Genomic DNA, 26,572 nt, shown 5'->3' on the forward strand with positions numbered 1-26,572 from the left:
GTAGTATGATTATAATAGGAGACTGGGAAAATTACAAATGAAATGGTTGCGGGAAGGACATTGCCTGCAGGATACAAATGCTACATCCCGTAAACCTACCTTCTCAGACCAAATGGTGAAAAAGCTGATAAATAAAGGCTGAAATTGTATTTTTAGGCATTTTAATAAAAGGTATGATATGGTAAAATACAAGCGTCGAATAGTTGGGACAGGTGATGAAATGAAGAAATATTTTCAATTCAAAAAAGAAGAAAAGGCAGTGCTTGCGGCGGGGATCCTCATCATTGTGATCGTTCTTGCGGCCGGTCTTTTGAAGCAGCGGTTTGTAAAGGCGGAGACATATGTATCTCAGGTTGAGGATAGTGCGCCAATCAATGCGATAACCGCGAAAAAGGAAACCTTTGTGCTGGAGCTTAATAGTAAGCTGAGCCAGAAGGCGGAAACCTATGTGAATGCGGATACGGATGCTTTGAAAGCTGTGAAGCTTGATTTATCGGCAGTTGATATGACAACGCCGGGTACCTATCAGGCATCTGCTTCGTTACATAAAGAGCGTGTTACCTTTGCTATAAAGGTTGTAGAGAATGCAAAGCCGCTCATGAAGGCAGCGCATGAGGATTTTCAGTTTGTGATTGAGACGGATTCCACTATGCAGGAGGTAATTGAATATGCCGGTGTAACGGCTGTTGATTCATCTGGAAATGATATAAGTACTTCGATTACAGGCTGGGATATGGAGCTACCAACAGAAGCAAAAACAGTGATCTATCAGCTTCGTGTGAAGGATGCACAGGGGCAGGAGGCAAAGAAATCCGTACGGGTACAATATCTATTGCCAAAAGAGGATAGGAAGGAGTAAGATAGAACCATATGCGACTTACCGCACATGGTTTTTTATTTATATTATAATTAGCTCTATGTATCTCCATGATATCGGGATTTCAAATGGTATGCAAGGAAATTATAGCTCCTTCTGTAATGTACCTATGTAATGTAAAATTAAGGAAATTCACACAGACATTTTGACATTCAAATACATATAACTTATAATCGCATTGAACACGTATCAGAAATAAGAGGTGAAAGCATGCGGAGAAAATCCAGGGTAGCAGACACATTGAAGCAAATCTGTGCAGACATCAGTTTTTCTTCTATACAGGAAGGCTATGAGGGGGTCAGTGCACAGCAGCTATCCGAATTCATGGGGATGGATCGGGCAAATGTAAGTAAAGAACTGAATCAGCTTTTTCAGGAGGATGCAGTCATCAAAATTACCGGGCGGCCTGTCTATTATTTTGATAGGGAACGAATGGAGGAATTGCTGGCACATCCGCTGGACACCTGCACTGTACCATCCCTGCAGGATTTTCTGCAGGGGCACAGGCAGGATACAGAAAATGATTTTGACAAGCTGATTGGAAGCGATAAAAGTCTAAAGACGATGATAAACAAAGCGAAGGCTGCGATGATCTATCCACCGTTTGGTCTGCATACCTTACTGGTAGGCCCGACAGGAGCCGGTAAGACAATGTTTGCGGAAATCATGTACCAGTATGCAAAGGATCATGGCGTATTGAATAAGACAGCACCGTTTGTCATATTTAACTGTGCCGAATATGCGGACAATCCGCAGCTTTTGCTGGGACAGCTGTTTGGTTATGTCAAGGGTGCTTATACCGGAGCGGAGCGGGAAAATGAGGGACTTGTGGAAAAAGCACAGAATGGAGTTCTGTTTCTCGATGAAATTCATCGCCTGCCTCCGGAGGGACAGGAAATGCTGTTCATGCTGCTGGATAAGGGAGAATACCGTAAGCTGGGAGCCAATGAGACAAGCAAGGATGCAAGGGTGCTCATCATAGCCGCAACAACGGAAAATCTGGAATCCAGTTTGCTGCAGACCTTCCTGCGCAGAATACCAATGACAATAACCATGCCTTCTCTGGAGGATCGCTCGATTGAAGAACGTTACGAGCTGATTGAAAAATTTTTCAGGCAGGAATACAATCAGGTAAAAATACCAATCCATGTAAAGGCGAAGGTCATGCGTGCCCTGCTTTCCTATGACTGTAAAGGAAATATCGGTCAGCTGAAAGCGGATATTCGTCTGCTTTGTGCAAATGGTTTTTTAGAGCATATCTCACGACAGGATGAAGTAATTCGCATTACGCTGTCTCTGCTGCAGGAGCATATTTACCATGGACTTTTGAATTCCGGCAAACAGAAGGAAGTGGATGATTTCCTGACCATGCATGATCAGGATGTATTTGTGTATGATCAGGAGACAAAGCTGGAGCGCTATGATGGAGAATTTTTGAACATCTATGAGGAAATGAACCGCCGTTTTCAGGATTATGAGGCAAAGGGGTACGATAATACAAAAATCAATCACCATATGCGTACCTATATAGAAACCTACATAAAGACATTGAGCAATCAGATTGAAGAGTCGGGAAGTGAAGCGATGCTGTATAAAATCGTTCCGATTCATGTGTATCATGCAGTGGAGGTCGCATTGCAGCTCGCCCAGCAAAGGCTTGGTTACCCAATTTCCAAAAAGGTGTATACTGCAATGGCCCTGCATATTTCCGCACTGCTGGAAAATAAACGCAAGGAGCATGAGCTGAATCCGAATGTATACGATGTATTGAGTGAAAATCCGAATGAGTACCATGTGGCGATGGATATCATGAGCTTTCTTCAGAAGGAACTGGAAATCACGTTTCCACCGCAGGAAATCGTCTTTTTCACGATGTTTCTGTGTATAGAAAAGGACAAACCGCAGGTAAACGGAGCCATTGCGCTTCTTGCGCTGGCACATGGTAACGGGGTGGCACGCAATATGGTGGATGTTGCCAATGCCCTGCTGGATACGCGGCATGGACATGCGCTGGATATGAGTCTGCATCAGAGTGTTGATGATTTTCTGGATACGGTAACCCGCAAGGTAAAGGAAATTGATGAGGGAAAGGGTGTACTGATTCTCGTTGATATGGGATCGCTGTTGTCCTTTGGTGAAATTATCACACAGAAAACCGGCATCCCGACGAAGACGATTGATATGATATCCACCCCGTTTGTGCTGGAGGCATTGCGAAAAACCATGCTGAGTGAGTATACGCTGGAGGATTTGTATCGTGAGCTTAGAAGCTATACACCGTATATCGGCAAGCTGTATTCTAAGGAAATCAAGCAGAAGGCATTGCATCAGTATGTTATCGTAACAACCTGTTTAAGCGGGGAAGGGGCTGCGGTGAAGCTGGGAGAGCTGATCCGTTCTGCGATTCCTGCCATTGATGAATACCATATTGATATTGTGCCGTGTAATACGGAATCCTTTCAGGACAAGCATCTGGAAAACAAACGCATCCTTGCTGTCGTAGGAGCCAGAGATCTGTACCTGGAGGATACGCTGTATATATCAAGTGACAAAATTATTTTAGAGGATGGTCTGGCGACGATTGCACAGATCATATCCACGGCTGTCGGTGTGGAGGACAGTGAACCGGTTTCCTCCAATATCGTTATGAATAACTTCTTGAAGGAGTCACTGGTTTTTCTGGATCCGGTAAAGGCGGATGATGTAATTCGCAAGTCTTTCCAGGTCATATCCAAGATGTGGGATATCGAGGATTACAACCGGATTCTAATTGGCTATATGATGCATACAGGGTGTATGATTGAGCGCTGTATTCGGGGGGCAGATATGGATTATACGGATTGTGAAAAGCGTATTAAGCGTAATGAAAAGCTGTATCACCTGGTTCGTACCGCTATGAAAATCATTGAGCGGGAGTTTCAGATTCGTATCAGTGACACAGAAGTGGCCTATATTATGGATAACTTTGACACAGAATAACACACAAGCTGAAAGAACAGGAAAAGTGCTGATAAACAGGCACTTTTTTATTTTGGCACGGGAATTGCTACAGGATTAGTGAAGGTTATAAGAAAGGAGAAATGTATGGAGGATAATGTATGGGTCTTCGTCTGTACACATGGAAGATTCGGAGAAGAATTGATTAAATCCGCTGAGATGATTGCTGGTGAGACAGAGAATGTATTCTCGTTTTCCCTGCTTCCCGGTATGCCGCCGGAGGATTACCGTTCCATGCTGGAGCAGCAACTGGAGAAGCTGCAGGGTGGTAAGGTGCTGTGCCTGGTAGACTTGTTTGGAGGAACACCGTGTACGACGTGTGCAATTCTGTCAAAAACCTATGATATGCAGATACTATCGGGATTGAATCTGGCTATGTATATCGAGGTTACATCACAGAAAGGGAACTATCCTATTGATGAATTGAAATCTGTAGGACTTTCCACTTTAAAGGATAGTGGAAAGGATGTTGTAAAGCTGCTGAGCGAACGATAGGAGGAATGTACGATGGCAGAGATTCGTTTGATTCGCATAGATTTTCGTCTGATCCATGGTCAGGTGGTCACAAAATGGGTAAAGCAGGCAAACGCTGATCGAATCATTATTGTAAATGACGCATTGGCGCAGGATGAATTTTTAGGGAGTGTATATAAAATGGCGGCACCTTCCGATGTACGCGTAAGTATTTTCACCATAGACAAGGCGATTACAAAATGGGAGAAAAATCAGTTTGGGGAAGGAAATGTATTGATGCTGTTTAAATCCGTAGAGGATGCACGAAGTATGCAGAAAAGAGGATTTCCGATGAAAGCATTGCAGATCGGTGGTCTGGGAGGCGGCAACGGACGCGTAAATACGCCAAGTGGAATCTCCTTTGATGCAAAGGATGCCACACTGTTAAAGGAAATACAAAATGAGGGGTGTGAGGTATATATACATGTCGTGCCAAGTCAGCAGAAGTATGAAATCAATAAGGTCATAGAAAATCTGGAATTTTAAAGAAAGAGAGGAGAGGATTTTATGAATACATTCTTATTAGCGATGTTGTGCGGTATCTGGTATTTCCTGTCTAGTATTGATTTTGGATACACCATCAGTGAAACACTGGGATCACCTGCTCTGATTGGAGCTGTTCTGGGAGTTGCGACTGGTCATCTGCAGGAGGGACTGATTTTAGGGGGAACGATTGAGTTGATGTATCTGGGAATTATATATCCTGGAGGAACTGTACCGGCAGATGGATCGGCTGCGGCATTGATCGCCATTCCAATTGCCATTAAAACAGGAATGGAGCCGACAGCAGCCCTAGTAATTGCCGTACCTTTCGGAATTTTGGGCGGCTGGGTTTATAATCTGAAATATACTGTTAACTCCTTCTTTGTACATAAGGCTGACAAATATGCAGAAGAAGGAAATGTAAAGGGTATGATGCGCTGTGCCAGAGAATGGCCGCTGCTGTTCATGTTCTGTATCACCTTCCCTGAGATTTTCCTGGCAAATATGGTAGGACCGGATGTTGTATCCAATATACTGAACATGCTGCCGGAATGGGCAATGCACGGAATTGAGGTTGCGGGTGGTGTCATGCCTGCCATCGGTTTTGCTATTGCAGTTTATACGATTGGAAAACGTGATCTCGTACCGTTCTTTGTAATCGGATATTTCCTGGTTGTATATTTTGAACTGGATGTTATGGCAGTTGCAGTATTTGCGACATCCATCGCTTTACTGATTTACTGGATGACAAACAAAAAGGAATTAGCGCCTGCTGTAGAGGAGGATGATGACTAATGGAAACAAATGAAAAGAAGCTTACCAAGAAAGACATAACCCGTTCCTATATCCAGTGGAGATTGCTTGCTGAGGTATCTCACTCCTATGAACGTTATCAGTCTTTGTCTATGGCTGTAACCTTATCGAAGCCATTACGTAAATTATACACTGACGATGAAGAGTATAGAAAGGCTCTGGTACGTCATATGCAGTTCTTCAATACGGAGGCAACCATTGGTGCTATCATTCCCGGTATCGTTTTATCGCTGGAGGAGGATCGTGCAAATGGTGCTGAAATTCCGGATGAGGTCATAGCATCGATTAAGACAGGGCTTATGGGGCCTATGGCAGGTATTGGTGATACGCTGTACTGGGGAACCATCAAGGCAATCTGCTTCTCACTTGCGGCAACAATGGCATTAAGCGGTAATTATGCTGGCATGGTATTTGCTTGTATCCTGTTTCCGATTTGCGGATTTACGATTGGATACTTTATGTGGCATATGGGATATCGTATCGGTAGAACCAGTATTTCCAAAATCCTGCAAAGCGGTGTTGTAAATAAAATTATTCAGGCCTGCAGTATACTGGGGCTGATGATGATGGGGGCATTGTCCGCAAGCTATGTTACATTAACTACAACAGCTGGTATGAAAATAGAAAACAGCGATCCTATTCTGGTACAGCAGATTCTGGATGAAATCATTCCGGGTATTCTGCCGTTAGCTGTTATTGCTCTAATATTCTTTGCCATAAAGAAAAAGGGTATGAAGTTTAATCTGTATATCATTATCATTATTGTACTGAGTCTGGTCGGTGCATTCTTTGATATCGTATAGGATAAAATCTTATCGTCTGTGTTTAGAAACCATTTCTTTACAACGAAAGTTTACCAGATAAGGGGAGGAATTTATGGATAAATATAAACAGGCTGTAACAGCCACTGTAGATGCAGAGTTTGATCATCTATGGAAGCTGGCATCCTATATTCATGCAAATCCTGAAATAGCCTTTGAAGAGAAGAAAGCTGCATCTGCACTTTCTTCTTATCTGCATGAGGCAGGATTCATTCTGGAAACAGGTATTGCAGGATTGGAAACAGCCTTCAAGGCTGTATTTAAAAAAGGAGACGGCCCCAGAATCGCTGTGCTGGCTGAATATGACGCATTACAGGGATTGGGGCATGCCTGCGGACATAACTTGATTGCGACAAGTGCACTGGGCTGTGCCGTTGCTGTAAAGCATGCATTGCAACAAAGTGATCTGCAGGGAAGCATTGAGGTATATGGTACTCCTGCTGAAGAAGACGGCGGTGGAAAAATCATCATGCTGGATCACGGTGTGTTTGACGGTCTGGATGCGGTATTTTTAATGCATCCAACCAGTGCCATGGCAAGAATCGGCGGGGAATGTGCTTCCTTTACGGATTTTGTAATTGAATATTTTGGAAAAAGCGCCCATGCGGAATCTCATCCGGAAAATGGAATCAATGCCCTGGATGCCGCAAATCTCTTCTATCAGGCTGTAGGTCTTACGCGCCAGCAGCTGAGAGATTCGATTCATGTCTGCTGTATCCTGGCAGAAAGTGAAAAGGATATCGGCCGGATTCCCGATTATGCAAAGCTGGAGGTTGAGATTTCCACCATGCGCGTGAAGGATATTGAGACAACGAAGCAGAAGATTATCAATATCGCAGAGGGAATGGCCCTTGCCAGCGGCTGCCGGGTGTCCTATAAGGAAATTCCAGGCTATTATGGACGTATGCCAAATGCTGTTTTGGGTGAGCTTTGCCGCCAGGAAATGCTGGCCCTTCAGGAGCCGATGATGGAAGGTATGCCAAGTGATGCCGGAGGAGAGGATTTGGGAAATGTATCCCGTGTGATTCCTGCCTGCAACCTGTATATGACATTGCTTCCGGAAAAGAAAATTTCCGGACATACAGAGCAATTCCGTGAGCTTGCGATATCTGATGCAGGAAAGCACTGTCTGGATGTTTCCAGTAAGGGTATGGCAAACAGTATTGTACGGCTGTTTCAGGAACCGGATCTGCTGAAGCAGGCAAAAGAGGAGCTGAGGTGCCGTCAGAAGGAGGAGGCTGCGAATGAATAATATCGGAGTATACGGTCTTGGTGTAATGGGGCAATCCCTGGCGCGTAATATCATGAGTAAGGGGTTTACCGTATCCATATATAATATAGAAACGGAAGTGACAGAAAAGCTGGCAAAGACCTATCCTTCTCTGGATGGTTACACGCGTCTGGAAGACTTTGTGAATAGTTTGGAACAGCCGCGTAAAATCATTTTAATGGTGACAGCCGGCCGTGTTGTGGACAGTGTAATCAATTCCCTAAAGCCTCTTCTTGAGCAGGGGGATATTCTGATTGATTGCGGTAATTCCTTTTATGAGGATACAGAGCGTAGAATGCAGGAGCTGGAAGAGCTTGGTTTACGGTTTATCGGAAGCGGCGTTTCCGGTGGAGAAAAGGGTGCCTTGTATGGGCCTAGTATCATGCCATCGGGTGATTATGCTGCCTATCGTGAGATTGAAGAAATTTTTACCGCAATGGCCGCTAAAAATGAGGATGGAAGCTCCTGCTGTACCTATATCGGCAGAAAAGGCTCAGGGCATTTTGTAAAGATGGTACATAATGGTATTGAATATGCGGATATGCAGCTAATTGCTGAATGCTATGGTATAGGAAAGCGGCTGTTTCCTAATGACCGTACAGCTGTTCAAAAGATATTCGGCCAACTGAATAAGGACAATCTGAAATCCTATCTGCTGGATATTACAGAGGATATCCTGGAGAAAAAGGAGGATGGGGAATGGCTGCTTGATAAGGTATTAGATGTCGCAAAGCAGAAGGGCACCGGCAAATGGACAGCCCGTGTATCACTGGAATACGGCGTACCTGTACCAAGTCTTTTAGAAGCTGTGGAGGCTAGATTTTTATCCGCAATGAAAGAAGAACGTATTGCGGCACAGGAGTGCTGTAACAGTGAAGAAGTGCTCTGCAAGGGGGATGCGTCCTTGACTGCCAGCCTGTATAAGGCTATGCTGCTGGCGAAAACAAGCATATACGCGCAGGGATTTGCTTTGATATCCAGTGTAAATAAGGAATGTAGCTATGGCATTGATATGAAACAGCTGTCAGTTATATGGCAGAATGGCTGTATCATTAAATCAGAATTTTTGAAGGAAATTTACCAGGCTTATGAGAAAAATCCGGATGTCAGCAACCTGCTTGTTTCCCCTGTATTTATAAAGCATATACAGGAATGCAGAACAGCGTTGCAGGAAGTGATTCATTATGCGATGGAACAGAGGATATATGTACCTGTTTTGTGCAGTGCGCTGAATTATATAAATGGCTATACTTCCGCAGAGCTGGAAACCAATCTGATTCAGGCACAGCGGGACTGCTTTGGTGCACATACCTATGAGCGTGTGGATCAGGAAGGGGTATTTCACAGCGATTGGCTGAAATAATGTAAAAAGGCCGTGAGAGCCTAGCTTTTAATAAAAAATTATATAGAAGGAAGCTTTGAATTCATTGTAATTATGCAAGGATTTGAAGCTTTTTTTATTATATCCTGTTCCGGTTAGGCTGTAAGTATTTTTTATTTGGACATAGGACGCATGACGGATACAAATTGCTGGAGATTATCAGTGCTACAGAACGGCTGTATGTTGAAAAGAGCATTATAATGATAAGCTGAGGAAAAGATAACAGTATCCATTATTCTGTCAAAGCGCTTCAGAAGTTTTTTCATTCAGCATAAGAGTCTTCATGTTAATATAGAATGTTAAGAAGATTATAAAATCAAAGAGGTTAATGATGGACATGTAATGTTTCCTCATCATGAAAAGTCACGCAAAATTTATAAATTTCGACAGAAAACGACATTGGTTTACTTCTGGACATATTTAAATTATTGTTAGTGGTAGAATCAGGAAATGGATGGAGGGAATTTTATGACGGATACATTGACAAAGGATTTATATGAAGAAATTACAAATCTTCTGCATGACATGGGGACACCTGCGCATATTAAAGGTCACTATTATCTTCGTACTGCTATTCTGGAGGTTTATTTTCACCCGGAGCTGCTAAAGAACATGATGAACGGCTTGTATGCATTGATTGCGGATACCTACGATACGACATCTTCCTGTGTGGAAAGAAGCATTCGCAATGCTGTAGAGGCAACACTGGATCGAGGAGATGTGGATTTTCTATACTCTGTTTTTCGTAATACAATCAGCAAAAATAAAGGAAAACCGACAAATAGAGAATTTATTATGATGGTCGTGGATGTCCTGCGTGTCCGGGCATATGTGAAAACAGCTTAGTTTCTTATATTTACAATAAGCAAAATTTTGCTAATATCGCCGCAAAAACAGTCAGAAGCTGACAACCTCTGACGTTTTTATCAACGGATTTGGAAAATAAGGGAAATGCGGCTTGACTTATTTTAATTTGCAGGTATCATATAAGAAGAAACGCGAGGAAAAGTGTGCAATACGTGATATCGTATTGGATGCTTTTTTGTATTCTGAAGGAAAGGATGCCTGCTTGTTTACAGAAGCATAAAGAAATGGCAGGAATTTAGGGATAAATTGTGAGATTAACTGTAGATGATATCAAACGACAGACAAAGAGTGAGACAAAGCTGATCAAGGCCAGAAAGGTGCAGCAGGAAAATCTGATCAGGAAAATATATATAACAAAGACACAAAGCGAGTATCATGTGGAAGCACGGATGGAGACCCTGAGCGGGAAGTTTTATGCCACGCTGCAGTTCACCTTAAACTCTGAGAGTGATGTGGATTATTATTTCTGCAGCTGTAAGCGTACAAAGATTTGTGAGCATCTGCTGGCGGTGCTGTATCAGATCCATGACTTGCAGCCGGAAAAATTTCCTTTTTCCTATGAACGAAAGGTTGAGGAGCAGGAGACGATACAAGCAAAATCTCCGGCTTCCCTTCCTTTACCGCAGCTGCAGCAGAAGGATACATCCATGCGGACAAGAGCACGTGAGGAGTTTGCGGAAAGAAACGCCGCTCCTGTGAAAAAGAAAGCATTGCAAAAGGAGATTGTCATAGAGCATCAAAACATCGAAGCGATGGTGAAGGAAAATACAAGACGTCGGGAGCTAATGAAGCAGTTTGCGATATCCAGTCATATTCTGTCTGAGAGTAAGGTGTATTATCAGGAGCTGCAAAATCGTGAGCATGTGGAAAAGGTGCATCTGTTTGTAGAGGCAGAATGCTCTGACCAGCAGCATATGTACATTTCATTAAAGATTGGTGATAGAAAATGGTACACCGTCAGCAGTCTTACGGATTTCTTTGAACGGCTTGCCCGCCAGAGCTATGCACAGTACGGTATGTCTTTGGCTTTTACTCATTCCATCAGCCGTTTTGATGAGGATAGTCAGGAGCTGATAAAATTTCTGAAAAACTGTTTCTATGAAGGAAAGACGCTTGTATCCAACCCGAGTGTCATGGAGATTCCTCCCCTGTATATGGATGAATTTTATGAGCTGCTGGGACGCCTGCCGCAGCGCTACCGCAATATTCAGATGAAGGATAAACGGCAACTGCTTGATATCCGTGTAAAAAGCGAAGAGGATTTCATTCTGCTTACCTTTCGCAACTGGTCTTTGCTGAAAAGCGGAATCCGGGGCAGACATCATTTATACCGTATGCAGGACGATACACTGTACCGTTACCGTTTTGATGAACAGGGGAAATGCCTGGAGCTGATTGATTCTTTAAGTGAACAGCAGCTGTATGTCCGCAATGAGGAGTTTCCTGATTTTTATAAATATGTATTAAGTGAAATACGGGATTATGCAAACATGTATGGGATTGCGAAGTATGCCTATACACTGGAGCCGATCGGTCTGGAGCTGTATGGAGATATTGATGAGCTTGGAAGGGTCTATTTTCAGCTGGATGTGCTGTATGAGGACGAGCGGATCCCCGGATTTCAGAACAATCAGGAATATTTACCACTGAAGCAGGAAATTGTTGAAAATTTCATACGGCAGTATGCGGATATCATACAGCCGGAGGAGCATTGTGCCCTGTTTCATGATGTGAGTGAAACCCTGCTGGAGTTCATGCGTGACGGTCTGCCATTTCTATCTGGATATTGCGAGATTTTCGTCAGTGATGTGTTGAAAAATATGAACAAGAAGCATGTAGTAAATCTGCAGGCAGGACTTCGTTTTGCCGGTAATCTTCTGGAGATTGATTTACATAGCCGTGATATTCAGAAGGAGGAGCTGCTGGATGTTCTTCGTGCCTATCGCAGGAAAAAGCATTTCTATCGGTTGAAGAACGGGAAGCTGCTGAATCTGAAAAGTGATCAGCTGGAGGAGCTGGATACGATGATGCAGGAGTTTCATATTGAAGAAGCGCAGCTGCAGCAGAATTGCATTCAGCTTCCCGGATACCGCTTGTTTATGCTGGATGCCTTTACAAAGGATAGCGATCATATCGCATTCCATAAGGAAGAGGTCTTGCAGCATGTGCTGGACTCATTTGGATCAATCAATGCGCAGGATATTGAAATTCCACAGCGCTACAGAGAGCTTTTGCGTGATTATCAGAAGGATGGCTTCCGCTGGCTGAAGCTGATGCACCGTTATGGCTTCGGCGGGATTCTGGCGGATGATATGGGACTGGGAAAGACCTTGCAGGTCATCGCCTTTTTGGAAAGTGAGCGGCAGCAGGGACGCACGAGTATTGTTGTTGTCCCAAGCAGTGTGCTGTATAACTGGGAGGATGAGGTACGTAAATTTGCCAGTGATCTGGAGGTATGCTGTATCACCGGTTCCCAGGCAAAGCGTGAGGAGCTGATTCGCAGCAGTATGGATATGGATTTGCTGATTACTTCCTATGACTATCTGAAACGAGATATTGCCTATTATGAGAACCGTACCTTTTTCTATAAGATTCTGGATGAGGCGCAATATATTAAAAATCAGCGGACGATGAATGCGACAAGCACCAAGCGGCTCAAAAGTCACCATGCCCTGGCGCTTACCGGTACACCGATTGAAAATTCACTGGCAGAGCTGTGGAGTATCTTTGATTTCCTGATGCCGGGATATCTGTTTGATTATCGTTTCTTCTCACATCATTTTGAGAAGGAAATCGTTATGGAAAAGCATAAGGAGAAGCAGGAGCAGCTGAAGAAGATGGTACAGCCGTTTATTTTGCGAAGGGTGAAGAAGGATGTGCTGCAGGAGCTGCCGGAGAAAACGGAGACAACCTTGAGCATTGCCTTTGATGAAGCAGAGGAGACGATGTATATGGCGAATCTTGCACAGGTGAATAAGGAGTTGCAGCAGGAGCTGGATCTGGTTAAGACAAACCGGTTTCAGGTACTAGGGATGCTGATGCGTTTGCGGCAGCTGTGCTGTGATCCGCGTCTTGTATACGATGAGGTAACGCAGCCATCCAGCAAGCTGAAGGCGTGTATGGAGCTGGTGAGCTCTCTTGTGGATAACAACAAGTCTGTTCTGCTGTTCTCTAATTTTACTTCTATGCTTGATCTCATTCAGGTGGAGCTGCAGCATTTGCATATCCCGTATTTCCGTATGGATGGAAGTACCGGAAAGGAAGACCGAAGAGAGTTGGTGCAGAAGTTCCAGGATAAGGAGCGAAAGGTATTTTTGATTTCATTAAAATCCGGAGGAACCGGTATCAATCTAACAGCGGCGGAAGCGGTAATTCATTATGATCCGTGGTGGAATGTATCAGCGGAAAATCAGGCGAGTGATCGTGCGTATCGGATTGGACAAAATTCCAGTGTGCAGGTGTATAAGCTGATTATGCGGAATACGGTGGAAGAACGCATTCAGCATCTGCAGCAGATGAAGAAGGAGCTTGCGGATATCTTTGTGGAGGAGAATGAGGCAAATATCATGAAGATGGATAAGGAGCAGATTTTGGAGCTCTTAAAGGTTAATGGATAATATAAAGTGTATAAGAAAGAGACTGCGGTTTACAGACAGTCTCTTTTACATTTCAACATTCAGTTGTGACCGATGAAGTTTCTGGGATTTTTTTGATACAGAATTTCTTTCTGCTTGTTGGAGCTGATATGGGTGTAAATCTGGGTGGTGGTGATGGAGCTGTGCCCCAGAATATGCTGTATATAGCGGATATCTACATCCTCCTCGAGCAGTTGTGTCGCAAAGGTATGCCGAAACATATGCGGAGTAAGATGCTGGGGGATTTTCAGTATTTTTTCATAACGGGCAATTAGAAGGCGAACGGATTGTTCGGATAATGGATTGCCTAGCTTATTGATAAAAAAGTAGCCGCTGGTTTCTATTTCTTTTTGAAACAGGGCACGATAAGAATACAGAATCTTCAAAACATCCGGATTTCCAATCTGCAGAATGCGCTCCTTTGCGCCTTTACCGTAAATACGGACATATCGTTCACGCAGATTGATTTCATCATCCTTGACATGACAGAGCTCTGAGACTCTCATACCGGTGGAAAAAAGAAGCTCCAAAACAGCGGCATTGCGTGTGCATACCTTACGCTGGTAGCTGGTTTTACAATCCTTCATTTCATCGTAAACACGGCTGAAGATCGAGGACAGTGTGCAGATGTGTGATATAGGCAAGCAGAGATTCTTTTTGGATATCATAGCTGTAAAGCTCCATGAAGGATAAAAATTATTTCAGATCAATCTGATATGCCTTTAACGTATGGGCATTCAGTTCTTTGGCGATAGTGCATCCTGCAAATACTTTATGGCACGTTTTCTAAAAAAGCCGATATAAAGAAAAATAATAACAGGTAGTTTTAGTGTAATTATAAAAATCAGACAATATTCCAAAGAAAAAAAGTCCCTAAAACAGGGACTTTCATCAGCTAGTAGATTAAACTCATCACTTAACTTCATGGTGATAACTTCTAAACACTGAACTTGCTTTCTTTATAACCATTGCTTTTTTTTAAAACCTGACTTTAGAAGCAAAATGAAAAAAATGGTGCTAAATCACTTGATCAAGCATCATTTTTATTTGTTGTGGTGATAAATAGAAGTTCCGTATCGGCAGATTGAAGTGTTCCGACAGTGTTGTGATGGTCGGTGAGGATGGAGTAATATTGATGTATCTGCTGTTCTCCTCTCTCAGAACTGTATAAGTTCGCATGAATTCATAGAGTCTGGAAGTGCAGACCTTATTCCCCAGCACTTTAAACTCAAGGATTCTGCTCAGCAGCACTGCCAGATAGCAGATCAGGAAATGCCCCTTGATCGTGCTTTCGCTGCGGCAGAAAACCGGACGGGCATCCAGCTCGGATTTCATGATTTTAAAGGACTCTTCTATCCGCCATAGATTATGATATACATTATAGATTTCCTCATCATCCATTGCCAGCTCAGATGTTACCAGCATATTATATCCGGCCAATTGACAGTCTTTTTTATATTTTTTCTCATTCAGTTGGACGATCACCTTTTCATCTGTGGCATTCCCATCCTTGTCTGATGATGAGAATGTCATATATCTCGATGATTCACCATACTCGCTTTTCTTTGCCTGACACGCTTTTAATTTCTTTGCTTTCTCATACATCTTTTTCAGTTCATATTGTTGCTTTTCACATAAGGAGGGATTAAATGTCAGAATGCGTTTTTCTTTTACCGTGAATCTTTTTTTCTTCTTATCCTCGTCCTGGAATTCATATTTGAATTCATCGATAATGCTCAGATATTTATATTTCAGCTCTTTGTTTTCATCATACACGCATGTGAACTGATTGTTTTCATTCAGCACCCACTGCTGTTCCCTGTCACTCAGCGACTTTACAGATTTCGAAAAAATATAGCCATCCCTGTTTTTTCTGGCTGCATAGATATTGGCAGCGCAGTTCAATCCTTTGTCAGCCACCTGAACGGTTTTTCCTGATATATTGTTCTGTTGCTTCAATGCCCCGATCATATTTCTTAATACTGGCTTCTCGGACTGATTGCCGGGATAAAGTTTCATTGCGATAGGAAGCTGATTGGTATCAAGAAGCAGGCCCAGACCAATGATAGGATCAGTACGGTTCTCTTTAGAGGGACCCTTTTTCTGAATGTCGCTTTCTCTATCAATTTCAAAGTAGAAATTGGTGCAGTCAAAATAAGTCTTCGAGGTAGATATGCCATAACGTTCAGAAACTCTGCTGGTGAAGATCTCAACGATCTTCTCATATTCGTCACCCATGATCCCAAGTGCAGTCAGCAGCTGGTCATAGCTGAAACCTGTCATGTCCCCATAAAGATAAGGGATCACCTCATGAAAGGTCTTGTATTTGGAGCATGGCTTCACACATCTTGCATAGATGAGGCACTCCATGATATCGCTGATGGAGAATCTGAAATCACGATTATACTGGAGCAGGTTGATATGTTCAGATACCCTGAGACCATCAAGAATATTTTTGATAGGGAAATAGCCGAGGTAACGGACAGGGGATTCCTCGATAAGCCTGATTTTTTCAAGTTCTTTCCTGCTTTTGAGCTCATCGTTGAGTTTTTTGACTTCCTGAGAGAAAAAGGAGATAGGATCAGCGATACCGGAATCAATGAGATCATGGACGTAACCTAGAGATCTGAAAGATTTGTGAGAGGTATTCTTTTTAGAGTGGTCATAGAAACTTTCATAGATCTGAAGATAGAGACCTTTCTTCAGATGAGATTTTTTAAGGAAATAAGCCATAGGAACCTCCAAAGTGTATAGCACTATGTAACACCATTATTATAACATAGAAAAACTTTTTTATCAAATTATTTCAAAGAAAAAAAGTCCGCTAAAACAGGGACTTTCATCAGCTAGTAGATTAAACTCATCACTTAATTTCATGGTGCTAACTTCTAAACACGGGATTAAACTCATCACTTAACTTCATGGTGATAACTTCTAAACACTGAACTTGCTTTCTTTATAACCATTGCTTTTTTTTAAAATCGTATTATAATAAAATGGGTTATCTCGATAAAAAAATACCTGATAAATAAAATATGCTAACTGAATAATAAAATAAATAAAAGTTATACACTTAGACATGTGAGGGAGTGTTAATATGCTAGATAAGATTTTTGCGAATCCGTTATATAAGAAATACAGAGAATGGATTTTATGTATTATGGATTTGAGCATTGTATTATTATCTTTCTTTATTGCATATTGGGCAAAGATAGATTTTGATATAAGAAAAATTAGTCATATACAAATACATGAGCTTTTCATCGTATTATTTACAATTTTAGTTGTATATGCCGTTAGCTTTTTTATCTTTAAAATACACAAGAGTTTATGGAAATATATAGGTACTATTGAAAGTGTTCGAATTAGTGTTTCTGTTTTATGTGCAAGTGCAGTATTGAGCTTAATTGTCTTTTTTACATCAATTAGAGGGTTTTATATTAGCGTTATTTTTGTGGCAGGGATACTGTCTATTTTAATGATGTTTAATTTAAGGCTGGCATATCGCTTGTTAAGGCACTATTCAAACAGAGACAGATACAGAGAAAATATTATCATCATAGGTGCAGGAGATGCAGGTTATATTTTATTGAAAGAAATATTGCAGAACAATAAGATGAAGGTAAATGTTATAGGTTTTGTGGATGATAAGCGCACAAATAAGATGATTGCAGGATACAGTGTCCTTGGTACAACATATGACCTTCCCGAAATTGTCCAAAAGTACCCTGTAAATCTAGCATATCTTGCAATACCAAGTGCGACAAAGAGCGAATTAAGAAGAATCAATGATATTTGTCAGGCTATAAATCTTAAAATAAAAATAATGAAGAAAGCAGATACACTTTTAGAAGATATGAATGAATCGTATTTTCCTATTTGTGATATTTCCATTGAAGATTTGCTGGGCCGAGGTGAAATTCGTCTTGAACAATCAGAAGTAAACTCTTATATAGCTGGCAAGGTTATTACAGTAACCGGTGCAGGAGGATCTATTGGTTCTGAATTGTGTCGTCAAATTGTTAAATTTAAACCAAAGGCATTGTTGATGTTGGATATCAACGAAAATTCCCTTTATATGCTGGAACAGGAGTTTAACAGAGATAGGATGCATGGAAAGCTGGATACATCTATCGAGATTATTTCTCTAATTGTATCCATTCGCGAATATAAATCAATTTGTGATATATTTAAAGAATACCTACCCGATGTAGTATTTCATGCGGCAGCGCATAAGCATGTGCCGTTGATGGAAACAAGACCTCAAGAAGCAATAAAGAATAATGTGTTTGGTACAAAAAATGTTTTGCGTGCTTGTATCAAAAGCAGAGTTTCCAGATTTATTTTGATCAGTACGGATAAGGCTGTGAATCCTACCAATGTCATGGGGGCAACCAAGCGTCTAACAGAGATGCTTCTGCAGGCATACGGTAAGAATGGAGTGACAAAGATGGCAGCTGTCCGTTTTGGTAATGTTCTAGGTTCAAATGGATCGGTAATCCCTATATTTAAACAGCAAATACTTGAGGGAGGACCAATTACGATTACCAACAAAAACATTGTACGTTATTTTATGACTATACCCGAGGCGGCACAACTGGTATTACAGGCAGGATATTATGCGGATAAAGGTGAAATCTTTATTTTGGATATGGGGGAGCCAGTGAAGATTTTAGATTTGGCTGAGAAGATGGTACAGTTATCTGGATTGCGACCATATGAGGATATTGATATTGTAGAAATAGGGCTACGTCCAGGGGAAAAGATGTTTGAAGAATTGCGTATTGATGGTGAAGTAACTGTGAAAACCAAAAACAATCTAATTTTAAAAAACACTGTGATGGGAATTACAGAGCTGGAAATAGAAGAAAAGCTAAGCTGTTTGCATAATGCATTAAATGAACAATTGTCAAAAGAGGAATACAGAGATTTGATTCTAAAACTTATAAAAAACGAAGAGAGGGAAATCGTATGACAGAAGAAATTACTGAAATGAATATACCGTTTTCACCTCCTGATATTACAGATGCGGAAATTCATGAGGTTATAGATACACTGAAATCAGGCTGGATTACTACAGGACCTAAAACGAAGCTGTTTGAAAAAAGGTTGGCAGAGTATTGCGGGACAAGCAAGGTGGTATGTTTGAACTCTGCAACAGCGGCATTGGAAATGACGTTGCGTTTACTGGGGATTGGTTTTGGAGATGAGGTCATTGTGCCAGCTTACACATATACGGCCTCTTGTAGTCCTATATGTCATGTTGGTGCTACTCCGGTTATGGTAGATACATTGAATGATTCCTTTGAATTGAATTATAACGCGATAAGCGAGAAGATTAATAAAAAGACAAAAGCAATCATCACCGTAGATATAGCGGGGGTTTTGTGTGATTATGAAAGAATTTTTAGGGAAGTAAATAAAAATAAAGATATGTTTACTCCAACAAATGATTTGCAAAAGATATTTAATCGTGTAATTGTAATTGCGGACAGTGCCCATGGTATCGGTGCTGAGGCAAAGGGATTGAAATCAGGATGTTGGGCAGACTTTACTACCTTTTCCTTTCATGCTGTCAAAAATTTGACGACGGCAGAAGGTGGGGCAGTTACATGGAGGGTATGTAAAGGCTTAGAAGATGAGTTGATATATAAACAATATCAGTTATTATCACTGCATGGACAAAGCAAAGATGCATTAAATAAAATGAAAGCGGGAGCATGGGAATATGATGTTTTATCCCCTGCATACAAATGTAATATGACAGATATACAGGCAAGTATTGGATTGGCACAGCTTGAACGCTATGAAAATATATTGTGGAAACGGCATAGAATTATTGAAAAATATAAGAATGGTTTGCGTACAGATAAGGTACTTGTAGTGCCACATACAGGCATTGATTATACATCAAGTGGACATTTGTATATGATACGGATAGCTAATGTCGGTGAGCGTGAGAGAAATGAAATCATTGTTAAGATGGCAGAAAAGGGAATTGCCTGCAATGTTCATTATAAGCCTTTGCCATTGCTTACAGCGTATAAACAGCTTGGCTTTAACATAGATAACTATCCGAACGCATATAAGCTGTATTGTAATGAGATAACCTTGCCTCTCTATAATGAATTGCATGATGAGCAAGTAGATTATATTATCAATGAGCTCAATGCCATATTGGAGGATTTTTAAATGTTGTTAAGGAAGTGGGATGATCTGCCTGCGTCTATGAAATTAGATGAGGTCTTTGCTTATTACAAAATATTAAAGAAAAGAAAAATCAGCTTGTTTATTAAAAGAATATTTGATATCAGCATTTCCTTGTTTTTATTGATATTACTGTGTCCTATTATGCTTGTCATCACTTTAATTATTAAGCTAGACTCAAAGGGACCTGCTTTTTTTAAGCAAGAACGTGGTACACAATATAACAGAACTTTTGAAATCATGAAGTTTCGGACGATGGTAAGTGATGCGGAAGAGTATGGCACAAGGGTAACCGCTTATAACGATTCTCGTATTACTAAGGTAGGTGGTTTATTGCGCAAATATCGGATTGATGAAATCCCTCAGTTAATAAACGTGCTAAAAGGCGATATGAGCTTTGTTGGGGCTCGTCCCGAGGTGGCTGAGTATATCGAGAGCTATACTGATGAAATGATGGCTACGCTCTTATTGCCGGCAGGAATTACATCTATGGCAAGTATAAAATTTAAAGATGAAGAACGATTATTAAGAGATTATATGAGGTGTAATGAGGGGGTGAGTATCAATCTAGCATATACGGAGTATGTATTGCCTATGAAAATGAAATACAATACAGAATATTTGAAGAATTTCAAAATAATGAATGATATAAAAATATGCTTTAAAACAGTATTGGCAGTATGCAGGAAAAAGGATGATGCAGGTGAATGATTTAATTTCAATTATAACTCCCTTATACAATGGGGAGAGATATATCGAACAGACAATTAAAAGCGTTTTGGCACAAACCTATGAAAACTGGGAGATGGTTATCGTTGATGATTTATCTACAGATCGCAGTGTTGAACTTATAAAAGGATATGTACAGAAAGATAAGCGGATTCGCTTTTATACACTTTCTGAAAAGGGTGGAGCTTCAATAGCAAGAAACAAAGCGATATTAGAAGCAAAAGGAGATTATATTGCCTTTCTGGATTCGGACGATGTTTGGAAACCGAATAAGCTGGAGAAGCAATTGGCCTTCATGAGAGAGAAGGATATTGATTTCTCTTATCATAATTATTCTCTAATTGATGAAAATGGAGAATCCCTGCATATAAGGCGAATCGCCCCGGCAGAGTTGTCCTATAAGAGGGCATTGCTGGGATGTTCCATTGGCTGCTTATCTGTCATGTACAATGCCAAAAGAGTTGGAGTCATACAAATAGAGAAAATTGACAAGAGAAACGATGATGCGCTATGGTTTAAAATACTGAACATATGTCAAAAAGGATATCTTTTGGATAAGGATTTGGCAAATTATCGAATAGTTAATTCATCACTGTCATCAGGCTCTAAATTAAGGCTTTTAAAATATCATTATCTATTGTATAGGACATCAGTAAAATTTGGCTATATAAAGAGTATGCTGTATACGGTTGCGAATATTTTTGTCTATTTTAGTAATAAAAGAAAAAGAGAAATCAGATTTTGACAATAGAGGATTCTGTATTGACGAATGCTATATTTCTAAGTGATCGAATGAGAGGAGGAGAATTATGAAAATTGCCATTGCAGGAACTGGCTATGTCGGTTTATCGATAGCTGTATTACTGTCTGTACACAATAATGTAGTCGCCTATGACATTATTCCTGAAAAAGTAGACATGATTAACAATAGAATATCTCCTATAAAAGATGCATTGCTAGAAGACTATTTGAAAAACAAGGATTTGCATTTAACTGCGACCAATCAAAAGGAGAAAGCATATAAAGATGCAGAGTTTATTATTGTGGCAACACCTACAAATTACGATGAGAAAAAGAATAGCTTTGATACAAGCAAAGTGGAAAATGTAATAGAGGATGTTTTGAAAATAAATCAACTAGGTACTATTGTAATCAAATCCACAATACCTGTAGGATATGTTAATTCACTCCTTAGTAGGTATGAAACAGAGCGTATTTTCTTTTCCCCGGAGTTTTTGCGTGAAGGAAAGGCTTTGTATGACAATCTATATCCATCACGTATTGTTATAGGTGCGGAGAGTAGGGAAGCTCATCTATTTGCAGAATTATTGAAGCAAGGCGCATTGAAAGAAAACATTCCGGTTTTGTTTACACAATCCGTTGAGGCAGAGGCCATAAAGTTATTCGCCAACACATATCTGGCATTGAGAATATCTTTTTTCAATGAGGTGGACACATATTGCGAGTTAAAGCATTTAAATGCAAAACAAATTATTCAGGGAATCGGATTAGATCCTCGCATAGGTAATCACTATAACAATCCTTCCTTTGGATATGGTGGGTATTGTTTACCTAAAGATACCAAACAGTTGAAAGCAAATTTTGAAGGTATTCCGAATGATATCATCAATGCGGTTGTCTCTGCAAATGATACAAGAAAAAAGCATATTGCGCATATGATTTTAGAAAAAAAACCAAGCTGTGTGGGAATATATCGTTTAGCAATGAAGAAGGATTCCGATAACTTCAGAATGTCAGCTATACAGGATGTAATTGATTTAATAAAATCATGTACAGAAGTTGTGATATACGAGCCTTCCATAGAAACTATAAAATTCATGGGCCAGCGTTTGGAAAATAATTTTCAGAAATTTATAGAGATAAGCGATTTGATTATTGCGAATAGAGTAGATGAAAGCTTATATGACGTAAGGTATAAAGTATATACAAGAGATATTTATGAAAGAGATTAAAAACAGAGTAGAGGTTCTGATAACAACAATGCACTGCAAAGATTATATTGAACTTCTGAATAGAATGAATATACAGGGCAGTTCACGGATTGGAAATCAATCAGATAAGAATGAAATTACTGAATTTGAATATAATAATGCAATTCACACAGCATATCAGTTTCGTGAAAAAGGAGTGGGATTAAATAGAAATAATCTGCTAATGCGCACGAATTCCGAATTTTGTCTGTTTGGAGATGATGATATTGTTTATGTCAATAACTATGAAAGCATTGTTCTTCAATGCTTTCAAAAATATAAGAATGCGGATGTACTGATCTTCAATCTTGATGAAAAATACTCTAAAAGGTATAAAATAAAAGAAGATCATAGAGTGAATTTCTTTAATTTTATGCGGTACGGCACTGCAAGAGTTGCAATCAGAACAAAAAGCATTCATATGCATGGTATTTTGTTTAATACATGCTTTGGTGGAGGAACATTACATTCAAATGGAGAAGATACACTGTTTTTAAATGCCTGTTTAAAGGCAGGACTGCATGTATATGCAGTAGCACAGACAATAGGTACATTAACTGATGACAGACAATCATCATGGTTTCACGGCTATAATGATAAATATTTTGTCGATAAGGGAATGCTATATTATTTAATAAATAGAAGATATTATTGGGTTTTGATTTTTCAGGATGCCGCCAGACATAGAAAAATGTATAATAAAAAATTTTCGTATCTGATGAAAATAATGAATCGAGGTGCTCTTGATGCAAAAAACAGAACATATAAATGAATTAATGTTTACAATTGTCATCCCTGTTTACAATACCTCAGCTTATTTAAATAAGTGTGTTACAAGTGTGTTAGATCAGACATACGGCAATTTGGAAATTGTGCTTGTGAATGACGGCTCCACTGATGCGTCGAAAGAGCTATGTCAGGAATTAGCGAATAATAATTCCAGGATATCAGTCATTCATCAAGAAAATCAAGGCTTGTCTGCCGCAAGGAATACCGGTATACAGGCTGCAAAAGGTGATTATATTATATTTCTTGATTCTGATGATTACATCGACAATGATGCATGTGAAGATTTATGTCGCAGCATAGGGCAATCTGCTTGTGATGTTGTCACAACGAAAATGAAAATCGTGAATAACGGATACATTAAGTATCCATATTACAATCATAATAAGCCATATGAAATAATGAGTGGCAAAGCATATATGATACAGGAATTGTTTAACAAAACTATGAGTATGGCAGCGGTGCAATATGTATATAATCGCACATTTTTACAGGTGCATAATCTGAAGTTTCGTGTCGGAATTTATCATGAGGATGAAGAATTTACACCAAGGGCTCTTGCTCTTGCAGATAAGGTGCTTCGGAGCGATTTATGCTTTTACAATTATCTGATCAGAAGCGGTTCTATTACAACAAATAAGTATTTGTATAAAAATGTTAAGGATTTATACGCTACTTTAAGAAGTCTAGAAAGTATCTTCAGTAAAGAGGAAGAACCACTGAGATCGCTGTTTATGGAGAGTTTGTTAGAAAAGTATTTATATATGTATGCTAAAGCAGGGGTGAATCAGCCCGAATATGCTCAAATAAGAGACAAGGAGTTTGTTATAGGAAAGGCGAAATCCTGGAAAAATAAAGCAAAGGTTTGTTTATTCTTGTTGGATGATTCACTTTACTGCCATTTGAGTAGGAGAAATTCATGGTGAGGGGAAATATAATGAACAGGCTTCCTAGTGTTAAAGGATTTCATATCGGATATGTATTGCTTTCTGTTTTTTATTATTACAGTGTGATTGTCAAAAATTTTGAATGGATTGGTTATTTTATCTATTATGGTATTCCTCTTATTTACATGGCTGTGAATTACAAGGATGTGCTTGTTTTGTTTAAGGCTTGTATACACAGTAAGTTGCTGTATTATTTGATTTCAATTGTCTTACTGGGAATACTTAGTCTCGCTTTGCCAATATTATATCAAACGTATGATTTCAGTTATTTTACAATAAGATTTATCCAGATTTGTAAAGAATCTGTAAAAATTCTGTTTCTGCTTTTATTATTTTTAAAATATATTTCTCCTGTATACGATGGCAAGCTGTTCATTAAGTATTTCTCTCTGGCCACTTGCCTATATGTGATAGGAACGTGTGTAATTATCGCAGTACCGGGGGCAAAAGAGTTCATATTGGACATTACAAGTGCGGATATGAATGCATACAGATTGACGGCTCTTCCAAGCTATGTTACAAGATTTGGGTGGTGTGGTTTTTCTGGCTTTACATATACCTTACGTTGTTCAATTGTCGCAGTGTTGATGATGTATGTCATATATGTAGAGAATAAACAAAATTTCAACTGCAACATGGCAATGCTCCTTACAAGCTTACTCGGTAATTTTTTCTATGGACGAATTGGTCTTGTAGTATCCGTACTGTTTTTAATGATTTTTTTAGTATTGATGGCTATGGAAAATAAAGATTTATTTTCCAAAATACTGCATGTGCTGTTGATATCACTTGGGGTGCTTATTGTTTGTGCTATTATCTGTGAGCCATTACGCGCATGGCTGTACTGGGTGTTTCAGGCATTGATAAACCTCATTCAAACCGGTAGCCTGGAAACTTCATCAACAGTTTCATTAAAAAATATGTATGTGAAGCCTGATTTACAGACAATTCTATTCGGAACAGCAAGATACACAAATACTGATGGTACATACTATATGGGGACGGATATAGGATTACTAAGACCTTTGTTGTTCGGAGGGGTTATCTTTCAGCTACTCCGCTATACAAGTGTAGTGGTAGCCATACTTCAAATAAAAGATAACTTGAAGGAGAAAAGGAGTTGGATGGCATATCTTCTTCTTCTCTTATTTGCCATTTTCGAATTAAAAGGAGAGGCAATTTTTCCAATCTTATCTATTTTGTTTGGCTTAGCTTTATTGAATGAACTAAAAATGAAAGACCAATAAATAGGTTTCCAGATAATGCTCTTAATGGAGGTAGTATGAAGATATCAGTTATAATTCCGTTATATAACGTTGAAAAATATATAGAAGAATGCCTGCATTCAATTCTTGAACAAAGTAGCTGTGTAGATATTCAGGCAATTATTGTTGATGATGGAAGTCAGGATGATTCTGCGCTACTTGCGCTGGAGTACGTAAAGAAGCATCCAACTATATTTGAATATCATAAAAAAGAAAATGGCGGACTTAGTGATGCCAGAAATTTTGGCATTAGTTTTGTAAAAGGCGACTATTTAATGTTTTTGGACAGTGATGATTATTTGAGAAAAGATGCCTGTCAAATTCTTGCGAATACGATAGCTTCTTCAAATACAGATTTGATTGTATTTAATTATGTGCAGTTTGATGAAAACAATCAAAGAACTATAACGATAATAGAAGAACCAAGTGGTTTTATAAATAAAAAACAATATCTTCTATGTCCGCCAACAGCCTGGAATAAGATCATCAAAACAAAGATATATAAAGAAAATCATATTTTATTCCCTAAGGGCCTTTGGTATGAGGACCGAGCAACTACCGGAAGTTATGTGAATTATATAGAAAGTATTTACTATGTAAAAGAACCTCTGTATTATTATAGACAAAGGATATCTTCCATAATGAATCAAAAACAATATTCACCTAAGATGTTAGATATGAAAAAAGCGATTGCCCATACATTAAACGGTGTAGATAAAAAAGAATATTATGAGGAATTGGAATATATCTGCATTAGCAATCTAATTGCGCAAAGTGGTGAGTTGTTATTAAGCTATGGCAGACAAAAGGAATTAGAAACTTTTGTAGATTACATAGATATAGAATTTCCGAAATGGACATCCAATGTTTATTTTAAAAAACGTAGTTTATTATACCGTAGCATATGTAAGGCAATTGGCAATCGGAATTACCGTATGGCTAAATTTATGCTTGCAGTTAAACATAAGCTCTTTCATATGTAAGAAAGAT

20 protein-coding genes and 1 pseudogene are annotated in these 26,572 nt (G+C 39.7%); 19 read left to right on the forward strand and 2 right to left on the reverse strand.

Going from position 1 to position 26,572, the window contains the following annotated elements; all coding sequences use genetic code 11:
• The first annotated feature begins 220 nt into the window (after positions 1–220).
• The 10 genes from GKZ87_01590 (at position 221) to GKZ87_01635 (ending at position 13,639) form a co-directional block, all read left to right on the forward strand.
• Complete coding sequence (locus tag GKZ87_01590; GenBank protein QSI27847.1) at positions 221–859, forward strand: hypothetical protein; 639 nt, start codon at positions 221–223, stop codon at positions 857–859.
• Between the two features lie 228 nt (positions 860–1,087).
• A complete protein-coding gene (locus GKZ87_01595) occupies positions 1,088–3,856 on the forward strand; it encodes a PRD domain-containing protein (GenBank protein QSI24287.1) in 2,769 nt (922 codons plus the stop codon).
• A gap of 105 nt (positions 3,857–3,961) precedes the next feature.
• Positions 3,962–4,369, forward strand: coding sequence for a PTS mannose transporter subunit IIA (locus tag GKZ87_01600; GenBank protein QSI24288.1), 408 nt, complete (start codon positions 3,962–3,964; stop codon positions 4,367–4,369).
• Positions 4,370–4,381: 12 nt separating this feature from the next.
• Positions 4,382–4,873, forward strand: a complete 492-nt coding sequence (locus GKZ87_01605; GenBank protein QSI24289.1) for a PTS sugar transporter — start codon at positions 4,382–4,384, stop codon at positions 4,871–4,873.
• Positions 4,874–4,894: 21 nt separating this feature from the next.
• Positions 4,895–5,665: a PTS sugar transporter subunit IIC gene (locus GKZ87_01610; GenBank protein QSI24290.1), complete on the forward strand. Its 771-nt coding sequence runs from the start codon at positions 4,895–4,897 to the stop codon at positions 5,663–5,665.
• On the forward strand, positions 5,665–6,486 hold the full coding sequence (locus tag GKZ87_01615) for a PTS system mannose/fructose/sorbose family transporter subunit IID (protein ID QSI24291.1): 822 nt from the start codon (positions 5,665–5,667) through the stop codon (positions 6,484–6,486). Before GKZ87_01610 ends, GKZ87_01615 begins: the two co-directional genes overlap by 1 nt.
• A gap of 73 nt (positions 6,487–6,559) precedes the next feature.
• Positions 6,560–7,756, forward strand: a complete 1,197-nt coding sequence (locus tag GKZ87_01620; protein ID QSI24292.1) for an amidohydrolase — start codon at positions 6,560–6,562, stop codon at positions 7,754–7,756.
• A complete protein-coding gene (gndA, locus tag GKZ87_01625; GenBank protein ID QSI24293.1) occupies positions 7,749–9,137 on the forward strand; it encodes an NADP-dependent phosphogluconate dehydrogenase in 1,389 nt (462 codons plus the stop codon). The genes GKZ87_01620 and gndA overlap by 8 nt, the downstream gene beginning before the upstream one ends.
• Before the next feature lie 486 nt (positions 9,138–9,623).
• Positions 9,624–10,001: a sporulation protein gene (locus tag GKZ87_01630; protein QSI24294.1), complete on the forward strand. Its 378-nt coding sequence runs from the start codon at positions 9,624–9,626 to the stop codon at positions 9,999–10,001.
• A gap of 269 nt (positions 10,002–10,270) precedes the next feature.
• A complete protein-coding gene (locus GKZ87_01635; protein QSI24295.1) occupies positions 10,271–13,639 on the forward strand; it encodes an ATP-dependent helicase in 3,369 nt (1,122 codons plus the stop codon).
• Between the two features lie 59 nt (positions 13,640–13,698).
• Here the strand turns inward: GKZ87_01635 and GKZ87_01640 are convergent.
• Together GKZ87_01640 and GKZ87_01645 are read right to left on the reverse strand one after the other, a co-directional pair.
• Positions 13,699–14,410: pseudogene (locus tag GKZ87_01640) on the reverse strand (tyrosine-type recombinase/integrase).
• Positions 14,411–14,674: 264 nt separating this feature from the next.
• Positions 14,675–16,417: an IS1634 family transposase gene (locus GKZ87_01645; protein QSI24296.1), complete on the reverse strand. Its 1,743-nt coding sequence runs from the start codon at positions 16,415–16,417 to the stop codon at positions 14,675–14,677.
• A 337-nt stretch (positions 16,418–16,754) separates the two neighbouring features.
• Here GKZ87_01645 and GKZ87_01650 point away from each other — a divergent pair, with 337 nt between their 5' ends.
• The 9 genes from GKZ87_01650 to GKZ87_01690 all read left to right on the forward strand — a co-directional run bounded on the left by GKZ87_01650 (position 16,755) and on the right by GKZ87_01690 (position 26,565).
• The gene (locus GKZ87_01650; GenBank protein QSI24297.1) at positions 16,755–18,632 is read left to right on the forward strand and encodes an NAD-dependent epimerase/dehydratase family protein; all 1,878 of its coding nucleotides are present in this window, start codon (positions 16,755–16,757) and stop codon (positions 18,630–18,632) included.
• A complete protein-coding gene (locus GKZ87_01655; GenBank protein QSI24298.1) occupies positions 18,629–19,849 on the forward strand; it encodes an aminotransferase class I/II-fold pyridoxal phosphate-dependent enzyme in 1,221 nt (406 codons plus the stop codon). The genes GKZ87_01650 and GKZ87_01655 overlap by 4 nt, the downstream gene beginning before the upstream one ends.
• Positions 19,850–20,575: a sugar transferase gene (locus tag GKZ87_01660; GenBank protein ID QSI24299.1), complete on the forward strand. Its 726-nt coding sequence runs from the start codon at positions 19,850–19,852 to the stop codon at positions 20,573–20,575.
• A complete protein-coding gene (locus GKZ87_01665; GenBank protein ID QSI24300.1) occupies positions 20,568–21,338 on the forward strand; it encodes a glycosyltransferase in 771 nt (256 codons plus the stop codon). Before GKZ87_01660 ends, GKZ87_01665 begins: the two co-directional genes overlap by 8 nt.
• A gap of 64 nt (positions 21,339–21,402) precedes the next feature.
• Complete coding sequence (locus tag GKZ87_01670) at positions 21,403–22,566, forward strand: nucleotide sugar dehydrogenase (protein QSI24301.1); 1,164 nt, start codon at positions 21,403–21,405, stop codon at positions 22,564–22,566.
• Positions 22,553–23,356, forward strand: coding sequence for a hypothetical protein (locus GKZ87_01675; GenBank protein ID QSI24302.1), 804 nt, complete (start codon positions 22,553–22,555; stop codon positions 23,354–23,356). The genes GKZ87_01670 and GKZ87_01675 overlap by 14 nt, the downstream gene beginning before the upstream one ends.
• Positions 23,331–24,296, forward strand: coding sequence for a glycosyltransferase (locus GKZ87_01680; GenBank protein QSI24303.1), 966 nt, complete (start codon positions 23,331–23,333; stop codon positions 24,294–24,296). The genes GKZ87_01675 and GKZ87_01680 overlap by 26 nt, the downstream gene beginning before the upstream one ends.
• Positions 24,290–25,564: a hypothetical protein gene (locus tag GKZ87_01685; GenBank protein ID QSI24304.1), complete on the forward strand. Its 1,275-nt coding sequence runs from the start codon at positions 24,290–24,292 to the stop codon at positions 25,562–25,564. The genes GKZ87_01680 and GKZ87_01685 overlap by 7 nt, the downstream gene beginning before the upstream one ends.
• 35 nt (positions 25,565–25,599) lie before the next feature.
• Positions 25,600–26,565, forward strand: a complete 966-nt coding sequence (locus GKZ87_01690) for a glycosyltransferase (protein ID QSI24305.1) — start codon at positions 25,600–25,602, stop codon at positions 26,563–26,565.
• The last annotated feature ends 7 nt before the right edge of the window (positions 26,566–26,572 follow it).

It is taken from the genome of Erysipelotrichaceae bacterium 66202529 (assembly GCA_017161075.1).
GTDB lineage: Bacteria > Bacillota_I > Bacilli_A > Erysipelotrichales > Erysipelotrichaceae > Clostridium_AQ.